The 17,309-nt window shown below is 69.9% G+C and carries 15 protein-coding genes; 9 read left to right on the forward strand and 6 right to left on the reverse strand.

Annotation, left to right across the window (positions count from 1 at the left end; all coding sequences use genetic code 11):
- Positions 1 to 1,013, forward strand: a 1,013-nt coding sequence (locus BLQ76_RS02740) for a porin (protein ID WP_090669536.1), incomplete at its 5' end; no start/stop codon positions are given.
- 562 nt (positions 1,014 to 1,575) lie between these two features.
- Here BLQ76_RS02740 and lepA read toward each other — a convergent pair.
- The 4 genes from lepA to BLQ76_RS02760 all read right to left on the reverse strand — a co-directional run bounded on the left by lepA (position 1,576) and on the right by BLQ76_RS02760 (position 6,677).
- Positions 1,576 to 3,390 carry a translation elongation factor 4 gene (gene lepA, locus BLQ76_RS02745; RefSeq protein WP_090668470.1) on the reverse strand — a complete coding sequence of 605 codons (1,815 nt, stop codon included), beginning with the start codon at positions 3,388 to 3,390 and terminating at the stop codon, positions 1,576 to 1,578.
- 45 nt (positions 3,391 to 3,435) lie between these two features.
- Entirely contained in the window at positions 3,436 to 4,668 is a 1,233-nt protein-coding gene (locus tag BLQ76_RS02750; RefSeq protein ID WP_090668473.1) for a YeeE/YedE family protein, read from the reverse strand.
- A gap of 138 nt (positions 4,669 to 4,806) precedes the next feature.
- On the reverse strand, positions 4,807 to 5,964 hold the full coding sequence (locus tag BLQ76_RS02755) for a winged helix-turn-helix domain-containing protein (protein ID WP_090668475.1): 1,158 nt from the start codon (positions 5,962 to 5,964) through the stop codon (positions 4,807 to 4,809).
- Positions 5,961 to 6,677 (reverse strand): pseudouridine synthase, encoded by a 717-nt coding sequence (locus BLQ76_RS02760; RefSeq protein ID WP_244519444.1) that lies wholly within the window; start codon positions 6,675 to 6,677, stop codon positions 5,961 to 5,963. Before BLQ76_RS02760 ends, BLQ76_RS02755 begins: the two co-directional genes overlap by 4 nt.
- Positions 6,678 to 6,977: 300 nt before the next feature.
- On the opposite strand from BLQ76_RS02760, the gene BLQ76_RS02765 reads away from it, so the two are divergent.
- From BLQ76_RS02765 to BLQ76_RS02795, 7 genes are all read left to right on the forward strand, one after another.
- The gene (locus tag BLQ76_RS02765) at positions 6,978 to 8,510 is read left to right on the forward strand and encodes an ABC transporter substrate-binding protein (protein ID WP_090668481.1); all 1,533 of its coding nucleotides are present in this window, start codon (positions 6,978 to 6,980) and stop codon (positions 8,508 to 8,510) included.
- 62 nt (positions 8,511 to 8,572) lie between these two features.
- Positions 8,573 to 9,514, forward strand: a complete 942-nt coding sequence (locus tag BLQ76_RS02770; RefSeq protein ID WP_170842440.1) for an ABC transporter permease — start codon at positions 8,573 to 8,575, stop codon at positions 9,512 to 9,514.
- Positions 9,514 to 10,389, forward strand: coding sequence for an ABC transporter permease (locus BLQ76_RS02775; RefSeq protein WP_090668484.1), 876 nt, complete (start codon positions 9,514 to 9,516; stop codon positions 10,387 to 10,389). Before BLQ76_RS02770 ends, BLQ76_RS02775 begins: the two co-directional genes overlap by 1 nt.
- The gene (locus tag BLQ76_RS02780; protein WP_090669542.1) at positions 10,386 to 11,591 is read left to right on the forward strand and encodes an amidohydrolase/deacetylase family metallohydrolase; all 1,206 of its coding nucleotides are present in this window, start codon (positions 10,386 to 10,388) and stop codon (positions 11,589 to 11,591) included. The genes BLQ76_RS02775 and BLQ76_RS02780 overlap by 4 nt, the downstream gene beginning before the upstream one ends.
- Complete coding sequence (locus tag BLQ76_RS02785) at positions 11,591 to 12,610, forward strand: ABC transporter ATP-binding protein (protein ID WP_090668487.1); 1,020 nt, start codon at positions 11,591 to 11,593, stop codon at positions 12,608 to 12,610. The genes BLQ76_RS02780 and BLQ76_RS02785 overlap by 1 nt, the downstream gene beginning before the upstream one ends.
- On the forward strand, positions 12,607 to 13,608 hold the full coding sequence (locus BLQ76_RS02790; RefSeq protein WP_244519445.1) for an ABC transporter ATP-binding protein: 1,002 nt from the start codon (positions 12,607 to 12,609) through the stop codon (positions 13,606 to 13,608). The genes BLQ76_RS02785 and BLQ76_RS02790 overlap by 4 nt, the downstream gene beginning before the upstream one ends.
- A gap of 32 nt (positions 13,609 to 13,640) precedes the next feature.
- Positions 13,641 to 14,144, forward strand: a complete 504-nt coding sequence (locus tag BLQ76_RS02795) for a RidA family protein (protein WP_090668493.1) — start codon at positions 13,641 to 13,643, stop codon at positions 14,142 to 14,144.
- A 13-nt stretch (positions 14,145 to 14,157) separates the two neighbouring features.
- Here the strand turns inward: BLQ76_RS02795 and BLQ76_RS02800 are convergent, their stop codons facing one another.
- A complete protein-coding gene (locus BLQ76_RS02800) occupies positions 14,158 to 14,973 on the reverse strand; it encodes an IclR family transcriptional regulator (protein WP_090669544.1) in 816 nt (271 codons plus the stop codon).
- A 98-nt stretch (positions 14,974 to 15,071) separates the two neighbouring features.
- On the opposite strand from BLQ76_RS02800, the gene BLQ76_RS02805 reads away from it, so the two are divergent.
- Complete coding sequence (locus tag BLQ76_RS02805) at positions 15,072 to 16,265, forward strand: aminotransferase class V-fold PLP-dependent enzyme (RefSeq protein ID WP_090668495.1); 1,194 nt, start codon at positions 15,072 to 15,074, stop codon at positions 16,263 to 16,265.
- Positions 16,266 to 16,365: 100 nt separating this feature from the next.
- Here BLQ76_RS02805 and BLQ76_RS02810 read toward each other — a convergent pair whose 3' ends face one another.
- Positions 16,366 to 17,289 carry a CHAD domain-containing protein gene (locus BLQ76_RS02810; RefSeq protein ID WP_090668496.1) on the reverse strand — a complete coding sequence of 308 codons (924 nt, stop codon included), beginning with the start codon at positions 17,287 to 17,289 and terminating at the stop codon, positions 16,366 to 16,368.
- Between the last annotated feature and the right edge of the window lie 20 nt (positions 17,290 to 17,309).

Consider the following 17,309-nt stretch of genomic DNA (forward strand, 5'->3'; position numbering starts at 1 on the left):
GCGTTCGCGCCCGCATCAACTTCGACGCCCGCGAGGAGACCGAGCTCGGCACGCTGCGCGCCTTCGTTCGCCTGCAGGCCACCAACACCTCGGGCGCCAACAACGGCGTCGCGATCGACCAGGCCTACCTGCAGCTCGGCGGCCTGCTCATGGGTTACCGCGACACACTGTGGTCGTCGGGCATCGGCGGTCTCGAGGACGGCCTGCTCACCGACACCGACCTCGTGGTGGGCGACTTCTCGACCAACCAGGTCAACTACACCTTCGCGCTCGGCGGCTTCTCGGCCACGATCGGCCTCGAAGACGACAACACTGGCGACGTTGTTCCGGACGTCCACGCCAAGCTCGTGTACTCGGGCGCCTGGGGCGGTGCGTACCTGTCGGCCGTCTACGACGAGACCTTCAACCAGAACAACGTGACGGCGGCCTTCGGCACCACGAACTTCGCCTTCGGCAACACGTTCTTCGTCCCGACGCTCGGCAACAGCCCGACGCTCCTGCAGGACGGCAACAACGACGCCTTCGCTCTGAAGGGCGGCGTGCTCCTCAAGGATCTGCTCGCGGCCGAGTCGCAGCTGAAGATCGAGGGTCACTACGCCTTCGACCCGACCGTCTACTCGGTGATCACGGGTATCGCCACGACCGGCACGTTCGCGGCCAACAACCCGAACATCAACAACCCGACCCCGGGCTCCTTCCCGCTATTCCTCGAGTGGGCCGCCGGTGCGGGCTACGCGCAGGGCTTCGGCAAGCTCGGCATCGCGGTGTCCGGCCAGTACGGCGAGACCTTCGAGACGACCTTCGCCACACTGCGTCAGCTTCCGAACGGCCAGTTCCTGCCCGGTACGATCGTGGGCGAGGGCGAGTACTACGCCTTTGTCGGCAACATCGGCTACGCGATCACCCCGAACTTCAAGTCGCTGGCGGAAGTCTCCTACCGCAACGTCGAGTTCGACGGCCTCGGCGACGAGGACCAGGTGTCGGGCTTCCTGCGCTTCCAGCGCGAGTTCTGATCGCACCACGCGATCGGATCATCGATCCAGACATAAGAGGGGCCCGGCGAAAGCCGGGCCTCTTGTCGTTTCGAGCCTGTCCAGCCAGCCCTGTGATGGCGATCCGGACGCGACCAAGGCTTTCATGGAAGCGGCTCAACTCGCATCCGACCGCGGTCGTCGGCGGTCCGGAAAGTAGCTCGTCGACGTTGGTAAGACGACGTCAGCGACGACTGCGATGACCACGGACCTTCGGATCCGTGCGGCGCCGCGCACAGTTACCCAAAACGAAGAACGTGTCTCATGGCGAGACGGGGATGCCGGTCCGCCCGTCGCATGCGGCCGACCGTCGAATAAGGTTTTCCATTCGGGCGATCAGGCCGCGTCGTTCAGAGAACGGGCGGCAGGTGGCGGCTGGCTTCCGGAGTCTCCGTTCCAGCGACCCGGCCGCATGCGTTGTCGCGGAGGACGACACGGTTCGACATCTCCTTGCCGCCCCGACCCGACCTTCCATCGAGGCAGCGGCCCCGATCCCGATCCTTGAAATCGGGCAAGGCCCGTCGTGATCGACGATAGGCCCGCCTCACCCATCCATCTTCAGGGCGGCGATGAAGGCTTCCTGCGGGATGTCGACCTTGCCGAACTGGCGCATGCGCTTCTTGCCCTCCTTCTGCTTGTCGAGGAGCTTGCGCTTGCGGCTGGCGTCGCCGCCGTAGCACTTGGCGGTGACGTCCTTGCGCAGGGCCGAGATGGTCTCGCGCGCGATGACCTTGCCGCCGATCGCCGCCTGGATCGGGATCTTGAAGAGGTGGTTGGGGATCAGCTCCTTCAGCTTCTCGCACATGGCGCGTCCGCGCCGCTCGGCCTGCGTGCGGTGGACCAGCATGGACAGGGCGTCCACCGGCTCGGCGTTCACGAGAACCGAGAGCTTCACCAGATCCCCCTCACGATAGTCCGAGAGCTGGTAGTCGAACGAGGCATAGCCCTTCGAGATCGACTTCAGGCGGTCGTAGAAGTCGAAGACCACCTCGTTCAGCGGCAGCTCGTAGGAGACCATGGCGCGCTTGCCGACATAGGACAGGTCGGTCTGGATGCCGCGCCGCTCCTGGCAGAGCGTCAGGATATTGCCGAGATAGTCGTCCGGGGTCAGGATCGTCGCCTTGATCCAAGGCTCCTCGATATGGGCGATGCGCACGACGTCCGGCATGTCGGCGGGGTTGTGCAGGTCGATATGCGACCCGTCGGTCATCTCGATCTTGTAGACGACGGAGGGCGCGGTCGCGATGAGGTCGAGGTCGAACTCGCGGCTCAGGCGCTCCTGGATGATCTCGAGGTGCAGAAGGCCAAGGAAGCCGCAGCGGAAGCCGAAGCCGAGCGCCGCCGAGGACTCCATCTCGAACGAAAAGGACGCATCGTTCAGGCGCAGCTTGCCCATGGCGGCGCGCAGGTCGTCGAAGTCGGCCGCGTCGGTCGGGAAGAGGCCGCAGAACACGACCGGCTGCGCCGGCTTGAAGCCCGGCAGCATCTCGGCCGTCGGGCGCTTGTCCTCGGTGATCGTGTCGCCGACGCGTGTGTCGGCCACCTCCTTGATCGAGGCGGTGATGAAGCCGAGCTCGCCGGGTCCGAGCGCGTCCATGTTGACCATCTTGGGCGTGAACACGCCGACCCGGTCGACCGGATACTTGGCGTCGGTGCCCATCATGCGGATGGTCTGGCCCTTGCGCAGCTCGCCGTCGATGACGCGCACCAGCACGACGACGCCGAGATAGGCATCGTACCACGAATCCACCAGCATCGCCTTGAGGGGCTTGGCGCGGTCGCCGACGGTCGGCGCCGGCAGGCGCTTGACGATCGCCTCCAGGACCTCCTCGATGCCGATGCCGGACTTGGCCGAGATCATGACCGCCTCGGAGGCGTCGATGCCGATCACCTCCTCGATCTGCGCCTTGACCTTGTCGGGCTCGGCGGCGGGCAGATCGATCTTGTTGAGGACGGGTACGATCTCGAGATCGTTGTCGAGCGCGAGATAGACGTTGGCGAGCGTCTGCGCCTCGACGCCCTGCGCCGCGTCCACCACCAGAAGCGCGCCCTCGCAGGCGCTCAGGCTCCGCGACACCTCGTAGGCGAAGTCGACGTGACCCGGCGTGTCGATGAGGTTGAGGACGTATTGCTCGCCGTCGGCCGCCTTGTACTCGAGGCGCACGGTTTGCGCCTTGATGGTGATCCCGCGCTCGCGCTCGATCTCCATGTTGTCGAGCACCTGCTCCTTGCCGGCCATCTCCCGGGCGTCGAGCCCGCCGGTCAGCTGGATCAGACGGTCGGCGAGCGTCGATTTCCCATGGTCGATATGGGCGACGATCGAGAAGTTGCGGATATGGGACAGGGGCGTGGCGCTCATGCCCCTGCCTATACTGGTTCCAACGCCGGACGGGAACCGGAATGTCTAGGCGTTGCCGGCGCCGGCATTCCCTCGCGCGCCCTCGCCGAAGAAGAACGGGCGAAGCCGCACGCCCACCCCGTTGCCGACGAAGGCCGCCACCAGCCAGAGCCAGCCGTGGAGGGAGCCGCTCGCGATGCCGGAGAAGTAAGCTCCGATGTTGCAGCCGTAGGCGATGCGCGCGCCGTAGCCGAGCAGCAGGCCGCCGACGACCGAGGCCAGGATCTGGCGCGGCGGAATGCGCAAGGAGGGCGCGAAGCGGCCGGCGAGCGCGGCGGCGAGCATGGCGCCCGCGATGATGCCGAAGTCCATCACCGAGGTGATGTCGGCAAACACCGAGGAGGCGAGCGCCTTCGCATTGCCGGGGGTCTGCCAGTAGCTCCAGGTCTCGGGCTGGAAGCCCAGCACCTGCGCCCCCTTGGCACCCCAGAGCGCGAATGCCGAGGTGATGCCCCAGGGCCGGCCGGCGATGGCCAGCGTCGCGAAGTTGAGAACGGCCAGTGCGACGGCGCCCGCAACCAGCGGCCAGGGACCATGCAGGAACCGGCGCAGCCCCTGGGTGCGGCTTGGCGCTTCCGACTCCAGCTCCCCGTTGCGACGCCGCTCGACCACGATCGTGGCAGCGGCGATTAATGCAAACAAGGCGAGCGAGACGAGGATGCCCCCGCCCGCGCCGAACGTCTCGACCAGCGAGACCGGGGGCAGCGAGGGGAGGGCCGTCCACCAAGAGAAGTGGATCGTGGCGAGCACCGAGCCGACGACGAAGAACAGGAGCGTCACCAGCATGCGGGCATTGCCGCCGCCCGCCGTGAACAGGGTGCCCGACGCGCAGCCGCCGCCCATCTGCATGCCGATGCCGAACAGGAAGGCGCCGATCACCACAGAGGTCCCGAGCGGCGACACGTTGCCCGAGACCGGTTGGCCGAACAGCGAGCCCGAGGCGAGCACGGGGAAGAACAAGAGGACGGCGAGTGCCAGCATCACCATCTGCGCGCGCAGACCCCGGCCGCGCCCCTCCAGCAGAAAGACCCGCCAAGCCGAGGTGAAACCGAAGGCGGCGTGGTAGAGGACGAGGCCGAGCGCGCCGCCGAGCAGGAACAGCGCGCCCTGGCGTATGCCGAAGCCCGCCCCGATCAGAAGCGTTCCCAGAAGAAGCGCGGCGGCGGCCGCCAGGCCCGGCCCCCGGTCGAAGGGTGCGGAGAGCGGCGCGGGGCGCGCGGAGAATGCGGCGTCGGTCATGGCAAGCGGCTTCTGCAGATGGGTGTGGGACCTGAGATAAGTCTTGCGAACGATCCGTGCGACGAACGAGCGACCGCGATGGAGCGCCCGGGCGAACCAGTTTTGCGCGGGATGTCGGATCCGCGAAACGAGCGGGCCTCAGGCCCCCGGCATCGCGATTTCCGCTAGGTTCAGCCAGCGCGCGAGGGCGCCGAGTTCCACCCGCAGCGCGTCGGCAGCCTCGTCCGGCGCGCCGGGTTCCCAATGCACGGCATGGATGAGAAGGCGACCGTTCTGCCGGTCGCTCTTGAGATCGACGCGGGCGACGAGCGCGTCGCCGAAGAGGAAGGGCAGGACGTAGTAGCCGTGCTGGCGCAGAGGGGCCGGCACGTAGATCTCGATCCGGTAGCGGAACCCGAAGAGGCGCTCGGCGCGGGCCCGCTCCCAGACCAGCGGGTCGAAGGGCGCCAGAAGCGCCGCGCCCGCCACACGCCGCGGCCGCGCGGCGTCGCGATGAAGAAAGGCGTGTGGCCAGCCGGGAACGGCGGCGGCTACGAGCACGCCAGCCTCCACGAGTTCCTCCACCGCCCGCCGCGTCTCGGGCAAGGTCAAGCGGAAGTAGTCGCGCAACTCGCCGGGCGTCGCGACGCCCAGTGCGCGGGCCGAGCGCTCGACAAGGACGCGGTGCGCCTCGTCCTCCGGGAGCGCGGGCCGATCCGCGACGGCGGCGGGCAGGACACGCTCGGGCAGGTCGTAGACGCGCTCGAAGCCGCGCCGGCGGGTCTTCGTCGTGACATGGCCCGCCCAGAACAGCCACTCGAGCTGGCGCTTGGGCTCCGACCATTCCCACCAGCCGGTGCGCCCGGTTCCGAGATCCGAGGCGGCGAGCGGACCGTCCTCGCGAATGCGCTCGAGAAGCGCCATGGCCTCCGCGCGGCGCTCGGTGGCGAAGAGGCGAAGGCGGTCGTAGCCGATCTCGCCCCGGTCCGCCCGCCCCATGCGCCACCGGAGGGCCGGCCACAGGTCGAGCGGTACGAGCGAGGCCTCGTGCGCCCAGTACTCGAAGAGCCGCCGCTCCGAGCGCCGCCCCCAGGCGTCGCGGTTGAGAAGCGCGGTCTCGTACGGGCCGAGCCGCGAGAAGGCGGGCAGGTAGTGGGCGCGCGCCACGACGTTGACGCTGTCGATCTGATGAAGGGCCAGCCGGTCGATGTTGCGCCGAAAGTGCCCGGCGTCGACGCGCTCGGGCCGCGGGCGCCCGAGCCCCTGCGCCCGAATGGCGATGCGCCGCGCCTCGGCCGGTGATAGCGCCAGGGTCAATTGCCGCGCCCCAGCATCCGCACCTCGTCCACGGTCAGATCGCGCACGGAGCCCTTGGCCAGGTCGCCGAGCGCGAGGGAGCCGATCGCGACCCGCACAAGGCGCAGTACCTCGACCCCTTGGGTCTGGAGCAGCCGGCGAATGTGCCGGTTGCGCCCCTCGTCGAGCACGATCTCCAGCCATGCGTTGCGCGTACCCGTGCGCAGGAGCCGTGCCTCCCGGGCCGCCAGCCGCTCGCCCCGGTCCTCGGCTCCCCTGGTCAGGACGGCGAGAAGCCGCTCGTCCGCCGCGCGATCGATCTGCACGTGGTAGCGCTTGAGGGGCGCGCCGTCGCCTTCCAGAACGGCGCTCGCCCAGCCCGTGTCGTTGGTGAAGAGAAGCAGGCCCTCGCTGGCCCGGTCGAGACGCCCGACCGGCGCCACGTGCGGCAGGTCGAGCCCGTCCAGGCAGCTGTAGACCGTGGGGCGCCCCTCGGGGTCGTGGCGCGTCGTCACCAGCCCGCGCGGCTTGTTGAGCGCGAGATAGCGGAAGGCCTCCTGCGCGATCCCGGCGTCGTCCACCTCGATGCGCGCGTCCTCGCCGGTCCGGTGCTCGGGATCGCGCACGATGCGACCATCGACCCGCACGCGTCCCGCCCGAACCAGACGCTCGCCTTCCGAGCGCGAGCAATGGCCCCGCTTCGACAAAACCCGCGCCAGCCCGTGTCCGGCCACCCGTCCGCTCCCGTGTTCGCCCGGCCAAGCCCGGGCAGGATGGGCTACCGCCTTCCGCACCGCTCCGGCAAGCACCAGACCGGCGGTTCCGCCGGCTGGGAAGCAGCCGATATGCCTCCACGGGTTCGACGCAGGTCTTTTTTCAACAGCGGCACAGCCCGTTTCGCGGGATGCCTCGAGCCGAAATCGCTGGGGTCCTGCACCAAATCGAGCATTGGTGAAAATTGCCTGATTGACGGACGGCGCAACTCCTGCCCTACTTGTAAGGAATATATTTCACAACTAGGGAATAGTGACGCGATGCGAATGGCTTGTCTCCTTGCCGCTCTGTCGGCAGCCCTTCTGAGTTCTGCCGCCACGGCCCAGACAAGCGAGCCCGCGCGCGGCGGGGTCATCGACGTCGCGACGATCGGCGAGCCACCGACGCTGGATCCGATGGCGTCCACCGCCGATCTCGTGGGCATCGTCTCGCAGCACATGTTCGAGACGCTCTACACGTTCGGCAGCGACTGGGCCGTGGTGCCGCTGCTGGCCGCCGACCTGCCGGAGATCTCGGCGGACGGGCGCACCTACACCGTCCGCCTTCGCGAGGGGATCACCTTCCACGACGGCTCCGCCATGGACTCGGCCGATGTCCTCGCCTCGCTCAAGCGCTGGCAGACCGTGGCCTCGCGCGGCCAGCAGGCGGCCACGCACATCGCCTCGGTGGAAGCCGTCGACCCGCTCACCGTTCGCATCACGCTGAAGGAGCCCTTCGCGCCGCTCCTCTCGCTTCTCGCCTTCAACAACTCGGCGGCCGTGGTCCTGCCCGAGGAGAATGTCGCGGTGCCTCTGGAGAAACCGGTCGGCACCGGACCCTACAGCCTCAAGGAGCGAAAGCCCGACCAGTATATCCAGCTCGTGCGCTTTCCCGGCTATAAGCCGCGCGAGGACGCCGCCAACGGCTACGGCGGCGCGCGCCACCAGTATCTCGACGAGATCCGCTTCGTGCCCGTGCCCGATCCCAACACGCGCGTGGAAGGCGCGGTCGCCGGCCAGTTCGCCTATGCCGACTCCATTCCCGTCGAGTCGGTCGGCCGTCTCCAGGGCGGCAAGACGGAAGCCGTGACGCTGAAGCCCTTCGGCTGGCCGGTCTTCGTGATGAACACCAAGCAAGGCCTCCTGTCGGACGTCGCCAAGCGTCGCGCCGTGCTCACCGCCCTCAACCCCGAGGACATGCTAATCGCCGGCTTCGGCTCCGCGGACTTCTACGCGGTCGACGGCGCGCTCTACCCGGACGGCTACAACTGGCACAACGAGGAGGGCGTCTCGGCCTACGGCAAGGGCGACCCGGAAGCTGCGGCCGCGGCCTTGCAGGAAGCCGGCTATGACGGCTCGACGCCGCTGCGCATCCTCACCAGCCGCCAGTACGAGTTCCACTACAAGATGGCCGAGGTCGCGGCCGAGTACCTGCGCCAGGCCGGGCTCGAGGTGAAGCTCGACGTCGTGGACTGGGCCACGCTGACCCAGCGCCGTCAGGATCCCGCCGCCTGGGACATCTTCATCTCGCACTCGCCCTTCCTACCCGAGCCCTCGCTGATCGGCGTCATGCAGGACACCTCGCCCGGCTGGTGGGTGTCGGAGGCCAAGACCAAGGCCCTGAACGCCTTCAACACCGAGGCCGACCCGGCCAAGCGCGCCGCGCTCTTCGGCGAGGTGCAGCGCGTGTTCTACGACGAGGTGCCCGCCTTCAAGGTCGGCGACTTCAACGCGGTGGCTGCCAAGTCGCCCGCGCTCCAGGGCGTGACGCCCGCGCCGTGGCCGTACTTCTGGAACGCGTACCTGGCGAAGTAAGCCGCCGCTGTTCCTTCCGGAGCGCCGCCGCCGGCGCTCCGAGCCCTCTTGCCGGAACGTTCATGATCCGCACCATCGCCCATCGCCTCGTCGGCATGCTGGTCGTCATGCTCATCGTCGTCACGATCGTTTTCGTGATCGTGCGCGTGACGCCCGGCGACCCGGCCGCCGTGATGCTGGGGCCCGACGCCACGCAGGCCGACATCGCGGCCTTGCGCGCGCAGCTCGGCCTCGACCGGCCGCTTCTCGTGCAATACGGCCAGTATCTCGCCGACGTCGTGCGCGGCGACTTCGGCCGCTCGATCTTCCTCGACCAGCCGGTTCTGACGGCGCTCGCCGACCGCGCCGAGCCGACCTTCTTCCTGACGCTCTTCTCGCTTCTCATCGCGGTCGCGATCGCGCTTCCGATCGGCATCTACGCCGCCTACCGGCGCGGCTCCCTGTTCGACCAGGCGGCCACCACGCTGGCGATGCTCGCCGCCAGCATCCCGAGCTTCTGGCTCGGCCTGATCCTGATCCAGTTCTTCGCCGTGCGCCTCGGCTGGTTTCCCGCATCCGGCTACGGCGGGCCGGGCGCCAGCTTTGCCGAGCGGCTCGGCCATCTCGTCCTGCCGGCGGTGGCGCTCGGCATCGTGTCGTCGGCCCTCATCATCCGCTTCACCCGCGCCTCGATGCTCGACGTTCTCGGCGACGACTACGTGCGCACCGCCCGCTCCAAGGGCATGAGCGAGACGCGCGTCGTGGTCCGGCATGCCCTGAAGAACGCGCTGATCCCGATCCTGACCGTGGTGGGGCTGACCGCCGCGCTCCTGATCTCGGGCGCCGTCGTCACCGAAACCGTGTTCAGCCTGCCGGGCGTCGGCAACCTCGTGGTCAATGCCGTGCTGCGGCGCGACTATCCCGTGATCCAGGGTGCGCTTCTCGTGGTGGCGGGCCTCTACGTCCTCATCAACTTCGCGATCGACATGCTCTACATCCTCGTCGACCCGCGAGTGCGCACCTGATGGCGGCCGTGGCAACGCTCAGCCCCGGCGGCGCGTCCGGCCGGCTCGGCGTCCTGCGTGCGCTCCTGCGGCGCCGGGCGGTTCTCGCGGGGATCGTCGTTCTCGCGCTGATTCTCGCGCTGGCGATCGCGGGCCCCTGGCTCTCGCCCTACTCGCCCTCGCGCCTGTCGCTCGCCAACCGGCTGAAGCCGCCCTCCGGCGTCAACCTCTTCGGCACCGACGACTTCGGGCGCGACGTGTTCACGCGCCTGGCCGTCGCCGGCCGGCTGTCGCTTCTCGTCGGCCTCTCCGTGGTCGTGGTGTCCAGCCTGATCGGCGTGACGCTGGGATTGCTCGCCGGCTTCTTCCGGCGGCTCGACGCGCCGCTCGCCCGCCTCATCGACGCCATGATGGCCTTTCCCGACATCCTGCTCGCGATCGCGCTCGTCTCGGCGCTCGGCCCCTCGGTCGTCAACGTCGTCGCCGCGCTCGGCATCGTCTACGCCCCGCGCCTCGCGCGCATCGTGCGCGCCTCGACGCTGGTGATCCGCGAGCTGCCCTACGTGGAGGCGGCGCGCGCGCTCGGTGTCTCGACGCCGCGCATCATGGTGCGCCACGTCCTGCGCAACCTCCTGTCGCCGATCCTCGTCCAGGGCACCTTCATCTTCGCGAGCGCCATGCTGGCGGAGGCGGGCCTGTCCTTCCTCGGCGTCGGCGTGTCGCCCAGCGTGCCGACCTGGGGAACCATGATCGCGCAGGGGCGCCAGTATCTCGACCAGGCCCCCTGGATCCTCTTCTTCCCCGGTCTCGCCATCGTTCTCGCCGTCCTGTCGCTGCAGCTCGTCGGCGACGGACTGCGCGACCTTCTCGACCCCCGACTGGCCAAGGACATCTGACTGACGTGGACGCCCAACCCATCCTCATCCGCAACGTGCGGCCCGTCGGCTTCCGGCCCGGCGCCGCGCCGGACGCCGCCACCGACATCCTCGTCGGCGCGGACGGCCGCATCGCGCAGGTCGGCGCCTCGCTGATCCCCCCGCCCGCCGCCCGGCAGGTCGACGGGGCGGGAGGCTTCGTGTCGCCCGGCTGGACCGACCTCCACGCCCATGTCTGGCATGGCGGCACCGACATCTCGATCCGCCCGCAGCTCGCCGGCCTCCAGCGCGGCGTCACCACGATCGTCGATGCCGGCTCGGCCGGCGAGGCGACCTTCCACGGCTTTCGCGAGTACATCATCGAGCCTGCGCAGGAGCGCATCCTCGCCTTCCTGAACATCGGCTCGATCGGGCTGGTGGCCTGCAACCGCGTGTCGGAGCTGATCGACATCCGCTCGATCGACATCGACCGGACGCTGGCCGTGGTGGAGGCGAACCGCGACCTCATCGTCGGCATCAAGTGCCGGGCGAGCCACGTCATCCTCGGCTCCTGGGGCATCACGCCGGTCAAGGTCGCGGTGAAGGTCGCCAAGATCCTGAAGCTGCCGATGATGATCCATGTCGGCGAGCCGCCCCCGACCTACGACGAGATCCTGGAGTTGCTGCGCCCCGGCGACGTCATCACCCACTGCTTCAACGGCAAGGCCGGCGGCTCGATCATCGAGGACGAGGACCTGTGGGACCTCGTGGTGAAGTGCGCCGACCGCGGCATCCGGCTCGACGTCGGGCACGGCGGGGCATCCTTCTCGTTCAAGGTGGCCGAGGTCGCCATCGAGCGCGGGCTCCTGCCGTTCTCGATCTCGACCGACCTCCACGACCACTCGCTGAACGGCCCGGTCTGGGACATGGCGACCACCATGTCGAAGCTCCTGTCGGTGGGCATGCCCTTCGAGGCCGTGGTCACGGCATCCACCACCGCGCCGATGTCGGCCGTCGGCCTTGCGACCGACGACCTTCTCGCCGTCGGCAAAAAGGCGGAGCTGACCGTCTTCGACCTCGTCGACAGCGATCTCAAGGTGCGCGACTCGCAAGGGGCGCTCGGCACGCTGACCCGCATGTTCGAGCCGCGCCATGCGGTGATGGGCTCGACGCTGGTGCGCGCCTCGCGCCACATGCCCAAGGAGGGCGAGGCCAAGGTCTGCACCTGCGGGGCGCACGGCTGATGCAGGCGGCGCTGCCCGACGACGTCCTGCTGTCCGTCCGGGACCTCCAGACGCACTTCGTCGCGCGAACGAGCGTGGCGAAGTCCGTGGACGGGGTGACCTTCGACCTGAAGCGCGGCGAGACCGTCGCGGTGGTGGGCGAGTCGGGCTCGGGCAAGTCGGTGACGAGCCTGTCGATCATGCGCCTTCTCGCCGATCCCGGCCGCATCGTCGCGGGCGAGATCCTGTTTCGCGACCGGGTGGGCGCGGTGCGCGACCTGGCCAAGGCTTCGCCGCGCGAGATGCGCCGCCTTCGCGGCACCGAGATCGCCATGATCTTCCAGGAGCCGATGACGAGCCTCAACCCGCTCTTCACGGTGGGCGACCAGATCGCGGAGATGATCCTGCTCCACGAGCGGATCGGCCGAGCCGAGGCGCGCGAGCGCGCCGGCCGCATGCTGGAGCTCGTCGAGATCCCGGCCGCGCGCCGGCGCCTCGACGACTACCCCCATCACATGTCGGGCGGCATGCGCCAGCGCGTGATGATCGCGCTGGCGCTCGCCAACACGCCGCGCCTCCTGATCGCCGACGAGCCGACCACGGCGCTCGACGTGACGATCCAGGCCCAGATCCTCGACCTTCTCGCGCGTCTCCAGGCCGAGATGGGCATGAGCATCCTGTTCATCACGCACAATCTCGGCGTCGTCGCCGAGATCGCGAAGCGTGTGGTGGTGATGTATGCCGGGCGCGTCGTGGAGCAGGCGCCGGTCGGCGACCTCTTCGCCCGCCCCAAGCATCCCTATACCGAGGGGCTTCTCGCCTCGACGCCGAACGCGGCACGCGACATCGCCGCCGACGGGACGCGCCGGCCGCTGACGCCCATTCCCGGCAGCGTGCCGCCGATCACGGCGCTGCCGCCCGGCTGCACCTACGCGCCGCGCTGCCGCTACGCCGCCCCGAAATGCACGGCCGAGGTACCGCCGCTGTTCGCGGTCGCCCCCGACCGCCTCAGCCGCTGCTGGAGGCACGAACTCCTGTGAGCCAAGCCCTCGACACCCGCCCCGACGCGGATCGCCCGATCCTCGAGGTCGAGGACCTCAAGACCCATTTCCCGCTCCGGCACGGCACGGTGCGCGCGGTGGACGGCGTGTCCTTTTCGGTGCGCCGCGGCTCGATCGTCGGCCTCGTCGGCGAATCCGGCTCCGGCAAGACCACGGTCGGCCGCTCGATCCTGCGCCTCGTGGAGCCGACGGCGGGCACGGCCCGCTTCGAGGGCGCCGACCTCCTGACGCTCACCGACCGCGAGATGCGCGCCTATCGCCGCCGCCTCCAGATCATCTTCCAGGACCCCTATTCCTCGCTGAACCCCCGCATGCGCGTCGGCGCGATCCTCGCCGAGGCGCTCGATACGCACGGGCTGGCGAAGGGATCGGCGCGGGAGGCACGCATCGCCGAGCTTCTGACCCGCGTCGGCCTGTCGCCCGAGCACGCGCGGCGCTACCCGCACGAGTTCTCCGGCGGCCAGCGCCAGCGCATCGGCATCGCCCGCGCGCTCGCCGTCGAGCCCGACCTCATCGTCGCCGACGAGCCGGTCTCGGCGCTCGACGTCTCCGTGCAGGCCCAGATCCTGAACCTCCTGCAGGACCTGCAACGCGAGTTCGGCCTCACCCTGCTCTTCGTCGCCCACGACCTGTCGGTGGTGGAATATCTCTGCGACGAGGTGGTGGTGATGTATCTCGGACGCATCATGGAGCGGGGACCGAGCCGCGAGGTCTACCGCCGGCCGCGCCATCCCTACACGAAGGCGCTGATCGCGACCGCGCCGGTGCCCGACCCGACCGCGCGGCGCGAGCGCATCCTCCTCAAGGGCGACATCCCGAGCCCGATCGATCCGCCCTCGGGCTGCGTGTTCCGCACGCGCTGCCCGCATGCCGCGCCGGTCTGCGAGCAGACGCGCCCGCCCGACGAGGCGGTCGGCCCCGGCCATGTTGTCGCCTGCCTGCGCCAGGGCGAGCTGGCCGCAGCCGGCCTTCTCTGACGCCCTTCCCATCCTTCGGAGTGCCCCTTCCCGTGTCCCCATCCCAGAGCGCCGCCGCCTCGGCGGCCGCCGCCCCGTCGCCCCGGGCGCGCCTTGCCGCGCTCGGCATCGAGCTTCCCCCCGCGCCGCCGCCGGTCGCCAACTTCGTGACCCATGTCGTGGAGGGCAAGCTTCTCTACCTCTCCGGCCAGGGGCCCCGCGAGGTCGACGGCTTCATGCACACCGGCAAGGTCGGCTCCGACGTGTCGGTCGAGGCGGCCTACGCCCATGCCCGGCTGACCGGGGTCAACCTTCTGGCCGTGATGCAGGCGGCGCTGGGCGACCTGTCGCGCGTGCGCCGCGTCGTGAAGTTGCTGGGCATGGTGAACGCCGAACCGGACTTCGCCGAGCATCCCGCCATCATCAACGGCTGCTCGGACCTCTTCATCGAGGTCTTCGGCGAGGCAGCGGGCCAGCATGCGCGCTCGGCGGTCGGCTTCGGCTCACTGCCCGGCCGCATCACGGTCGAGATCGAGGCGATCGTTGCGATCGACTGAGCCTGCCCCGGCGCTAGCGGGACCGCGCCCAGCCGAGCCGCGTCTCGATGCGGCGGGCCGCCTCGCGCACGGCGTCGGCGTAGCGCTCGCGCGCCTGCCCCACCTTGAAGTCGGGCAGCACCACCGAGATCGTCGCGTTGCAGGCGCCCTCGCGGTCGACGATCGGGGCGGCGACGCAGGCGACCGCGTAGGCCGACTCGCCCGCCTGGATCGACAGTCGGTCGCGCAGCGCCGCGGCCGACTGGCTCGCCAGCGTCTCGGCGTCGGTCTCGGCCCGGCCGGTGGGCGAGACCCGCGCGCAGTGGCGGAACAGGGCGATGCGCTCCTCGTCCGGCAGATGGCCGACCAGAAGGCGGCCCGAGGCCACCCAGTTGAGCGGCACGCGCGAGCCGACGCGCGAGGTCACCTGGAAGTGGTCGCGTCCTTCCGCCATCGCCAGCACCACCATCATGTCGGCGTCGCGCCCGCAGATCTGGATCGTCTCGCCGAGCTGGCGGTTGAGGTCCGCCATCTCCTCCTTGGCGATCGCCATCAGATCGATCGAACGCTCGTAGGCGAGCCCGTAGTGGTAGAGGCGGGGCCCGAGCCAGATCGAGCCGTCCTCGCTACGCACGAGCAGCCCCTTGCCCACGAGGTCGTCGACGATCGTGTAGATCGTCGAGAGCGGCGCGCCGACGGAGTGGGCGAGGTCGTAGGCCGTGGCCGGCCGTCCCGTGTCGCGCAGCTGGTCGAGGATCTGCAGCATCCGGTCGATGCCGCTGACGCGCGAGCGCCGCGCGGGGCGATCGTCCCCGGCGTCGCTCGCCTGCGCTCCCGTTCTTGCGTCCATGTCGTGAACCGTCACTCCGCTGCGCATGCCGCCCGGGCGCGATCATACCGACCCGTCATCTCCGCACCAACCGCCTTCGCATCCCCAAGGACGTTTCCATGACCCAAGACATCCGCCTCCAGATGGGCCTTCGCCCGATCATCAACGCCTCGGGCACGATGACCTCGCTCGGCGCCTCGATCGTCGTGCCCGATGCGGTGGCCGCGATCGCCGCCACGCTGCCGCAGTTCGTCGAGATCGGCGATCTCCAGAAGCGCGCGAGCCGCACCATCGCGCGGCTGACGGGCGGCGAGGCGGGCTTCGTGACCGCCTCCTGCGCGGGCGCGATCACGCTGGCCATCGCGGGCACCATGACAGGCGACGACCGCGCCGCGATCGAGCGCCTGCCCGATGCGAGCCGCCTCGCGCGCGACGAGGTCGTGGTCCAGTCCGGCCATCTGGTCGGTTACGGCGCGCCGGTGGAGCAGGGCATCCGGCTGGCCGGTGCCAAGGTGGTGCCGGTCGGCCAGGCGACCAGCGCGGAAAGCTATCAGCTGGCCGGCGCGATCACCGAGCGCACCGCGGCCGCGCTCTATGTCGTGTCGCACCACGTCGTGCAGTACGGGCAGATGTCGCTCGCCGAGTTCATCGAGATCGCCCACGCGCGCGGCGTCCCGGTGATCGTGGACGCGGCCTCGGAATACGACCTCAAGGGCTTCCTCGCACAAGGGGCGGACCTGGCGCTCTACTCCTCGCACAAGTTCCTGGGCGGCCCGACGGGCGGCATCGTCGCCGGTCGCAAGGACCTGGTGCGCGCCGCCTACATGCAGAACAACGGCATCGGGCGCGGCATGAAGGTCGGCAAGGAGGGGATCGTCGGCACGATCGCCGCGCTGGAAGCCTGGGAGACGCGCGACCACGACGGCATCCGCGCCCGCGAGCGGGCGGCGCTCGACCTGTGGCAGGAGACGCTCGCACCGTTCGACGGCGTCGATCCCGTGATCGACCCCGATCCCACCCACAACCCGCTGGATCGCCTGCGCGTCCTCGTGGACGCTCCGCGTGCCCATATCACGGCCTGGGACCTCGCCGACCGGCTGGGGCAGGGCGAGCGTCCCGTGATCGTCAGGGACCACGAGGTCGAGCACGGCTACTTCTATCTCGACCCCTGCAACCTCCATCCCGGCGAGGCGGAGATCGTCGCCCATCGCCTCGGCGAGGAACTCGAGGCGGCGCGCCGGTCCAACACGGTGATCGCGAGCGACTTCCTGGAGCGCCGCCGCCGCCGCGCCGTGAGCACCTGGCCGGATTGAACGGGCCGGACCGGGCCGCGTTGAGCCCATCGGTCGACGCGTCCCCGCTCACGCGGTCGGACGGGTGCAGGATGCCGATTGGGAGCGGGCGGCTCGTTTCCTAGCTCGATCCGTCGGCGCCCGCCCGACGCGCCTCGCGCCAAAGGCGGGCGAGGCGGTCCGCAAGGGCCTTCGGCGCCTCGGACAGGAGGCGGTCGACGGGCGCCAGCGCTTGCGCACGCAGCTCCTGGCCGTGCCGCGCGAGGAGCGCGCGAAGCCGCGCGACGTCGGCGCTCGTGCCGAAACGGGCGGGTTCGGCCTCGATCTCGGTCAGGAGCACGGCGTAGTCATGGTCGCGCCCGAGGTGTTCGGCGGCCAGGTCGGCGTCCTCGCGCATCGCCTGGAGGACCCCCGGCCAGACCGGCTCCAGAAGGCGCAGATGGTGGCCGAGATACTTGATGCGCTTGCGCAGGTCATGAAAGGTTTCGGCCGTGCCATGCCGGCGCACGGCTCGGCGGTCGCGACGAGCCTGCGACAGGTTGTGCGCCAGACCGGCGGCCAGCGCGTCGCGCTGGCGCTTGGCGGAATGAGGCAGCGTGAAGCCGTCGAGACGCGAGCGGCCCGCGCGCAGCGCGTCCGCGGTTTCGGCCGCCCGCGCGGCCAGGTCGCCGTTCGAGCCGAGCGCGCGGTCGCGCCGCTCCTCCAGCGTACGCCGCGCCTTCGCGAAGAGGCGAGGGGACTCGTCCGCGAAACGCTCGGCCAAACCGTCCAGCGCCTCGATCAGCGCGACGCGGTCGCGCGCCCCGCCCACGCCCTTGGCAGCGTCGCGATAGCGCGCGTTCTCGTCGCGCGCGAAGTCGGGCCGGGCCCCGCGCGCCAGGCGGACCAGGGCGCGCAGCTTCTTCATGCGCTTGCGCGCCTCGTGAACCGCGCTCTCGTCCTCGCCATGGCCGGCGAGATCCCCGACCGCCCGATCGATCTGCTCGCCGGCGATGCGCCGGATCTCGGCGTCGAGAGGAGCGGTGGGATCTAGACGATAGGCCATCAGGGTCTCGGTGGGTGCGC

The organism is Aureimonas jatrophae, assembly GCF_900104035.1.
GTDB lineage: Bacteria > Pseudomonadota > Alphaproteobacteria > Rhizobiales > Rhizobiaceae > Aureimonas > Aureimonas jatrophae.

Excerpts from the sequence above, each read along its gene's own strand:
- BLQ76_RS02775 (WP_090668484.1), top strand. The coding sequence starts at position 9,514 with ATGGCGGCCGTGGCAACGCTCAGCCCCGGCGGCGCGTCCGGCCGGCTC.
- BLQ76_RS02800 (WP_090669544.1), bottom strand. The coding sequence starts at position 14,973 with ATGGACGCAAGAACGGGAGCGCAGGCGAGCGACGCCGGGGACGATCGC.
- BLQ76_RS02785 (WP_090668487.1), top strand. The coding sequence starts at position 11,591 with ATGCAGGCGGCGCTGCCCGACGACGTCCTGCTGTCCGTCCGGGACCTC.
- BLQ76_RS02810 (WP_090668496.1), bottom strand. The coding sequence starts at position 17,289 with ATGGCCTATCGTCTAGATCCCACCGCTCCTCTCGACGCCGAGATCCGG.
- BLQ76_RS02750 (WP_090668473.1), bottom strand. The coding sequence starts at position 4,668 with ATGACCGACGCCGCATTCTCCGCGCGCCCCGCGCCGCTCTCCGCACCC.
- BLQ76_RS02765 (WP_090668481.1), top strand. The coding sequence starts at position 6,978 with ATGCGAATGGCTTGTCTCCTTGCCGCTCTGTCGGCAGCCCTTCTGAGT.
- BLQ76_RS02770 (WP_170842440.1), top strand. The coding sequence starts at position 8,573 with ATGATCCGCACCATCGCCCATCGCCTCGTCGGCATGCTGGTCGTCATG.
- lepA (WP_090668470.1), bottom strand. The coding sequence starts at position 3,390 with ATGAGCGCCACGCCCCTGTCCCATATCCGCAACTTCTCGATCGTCGCC.
- BLQ76_RS02805 (WP_090668495.1), top strand. The coding sequence starts at position 15,072 with ATGACCCAAGACATCCGCCTCCAGATGGGCCTTCGCCCGATCATCAAC.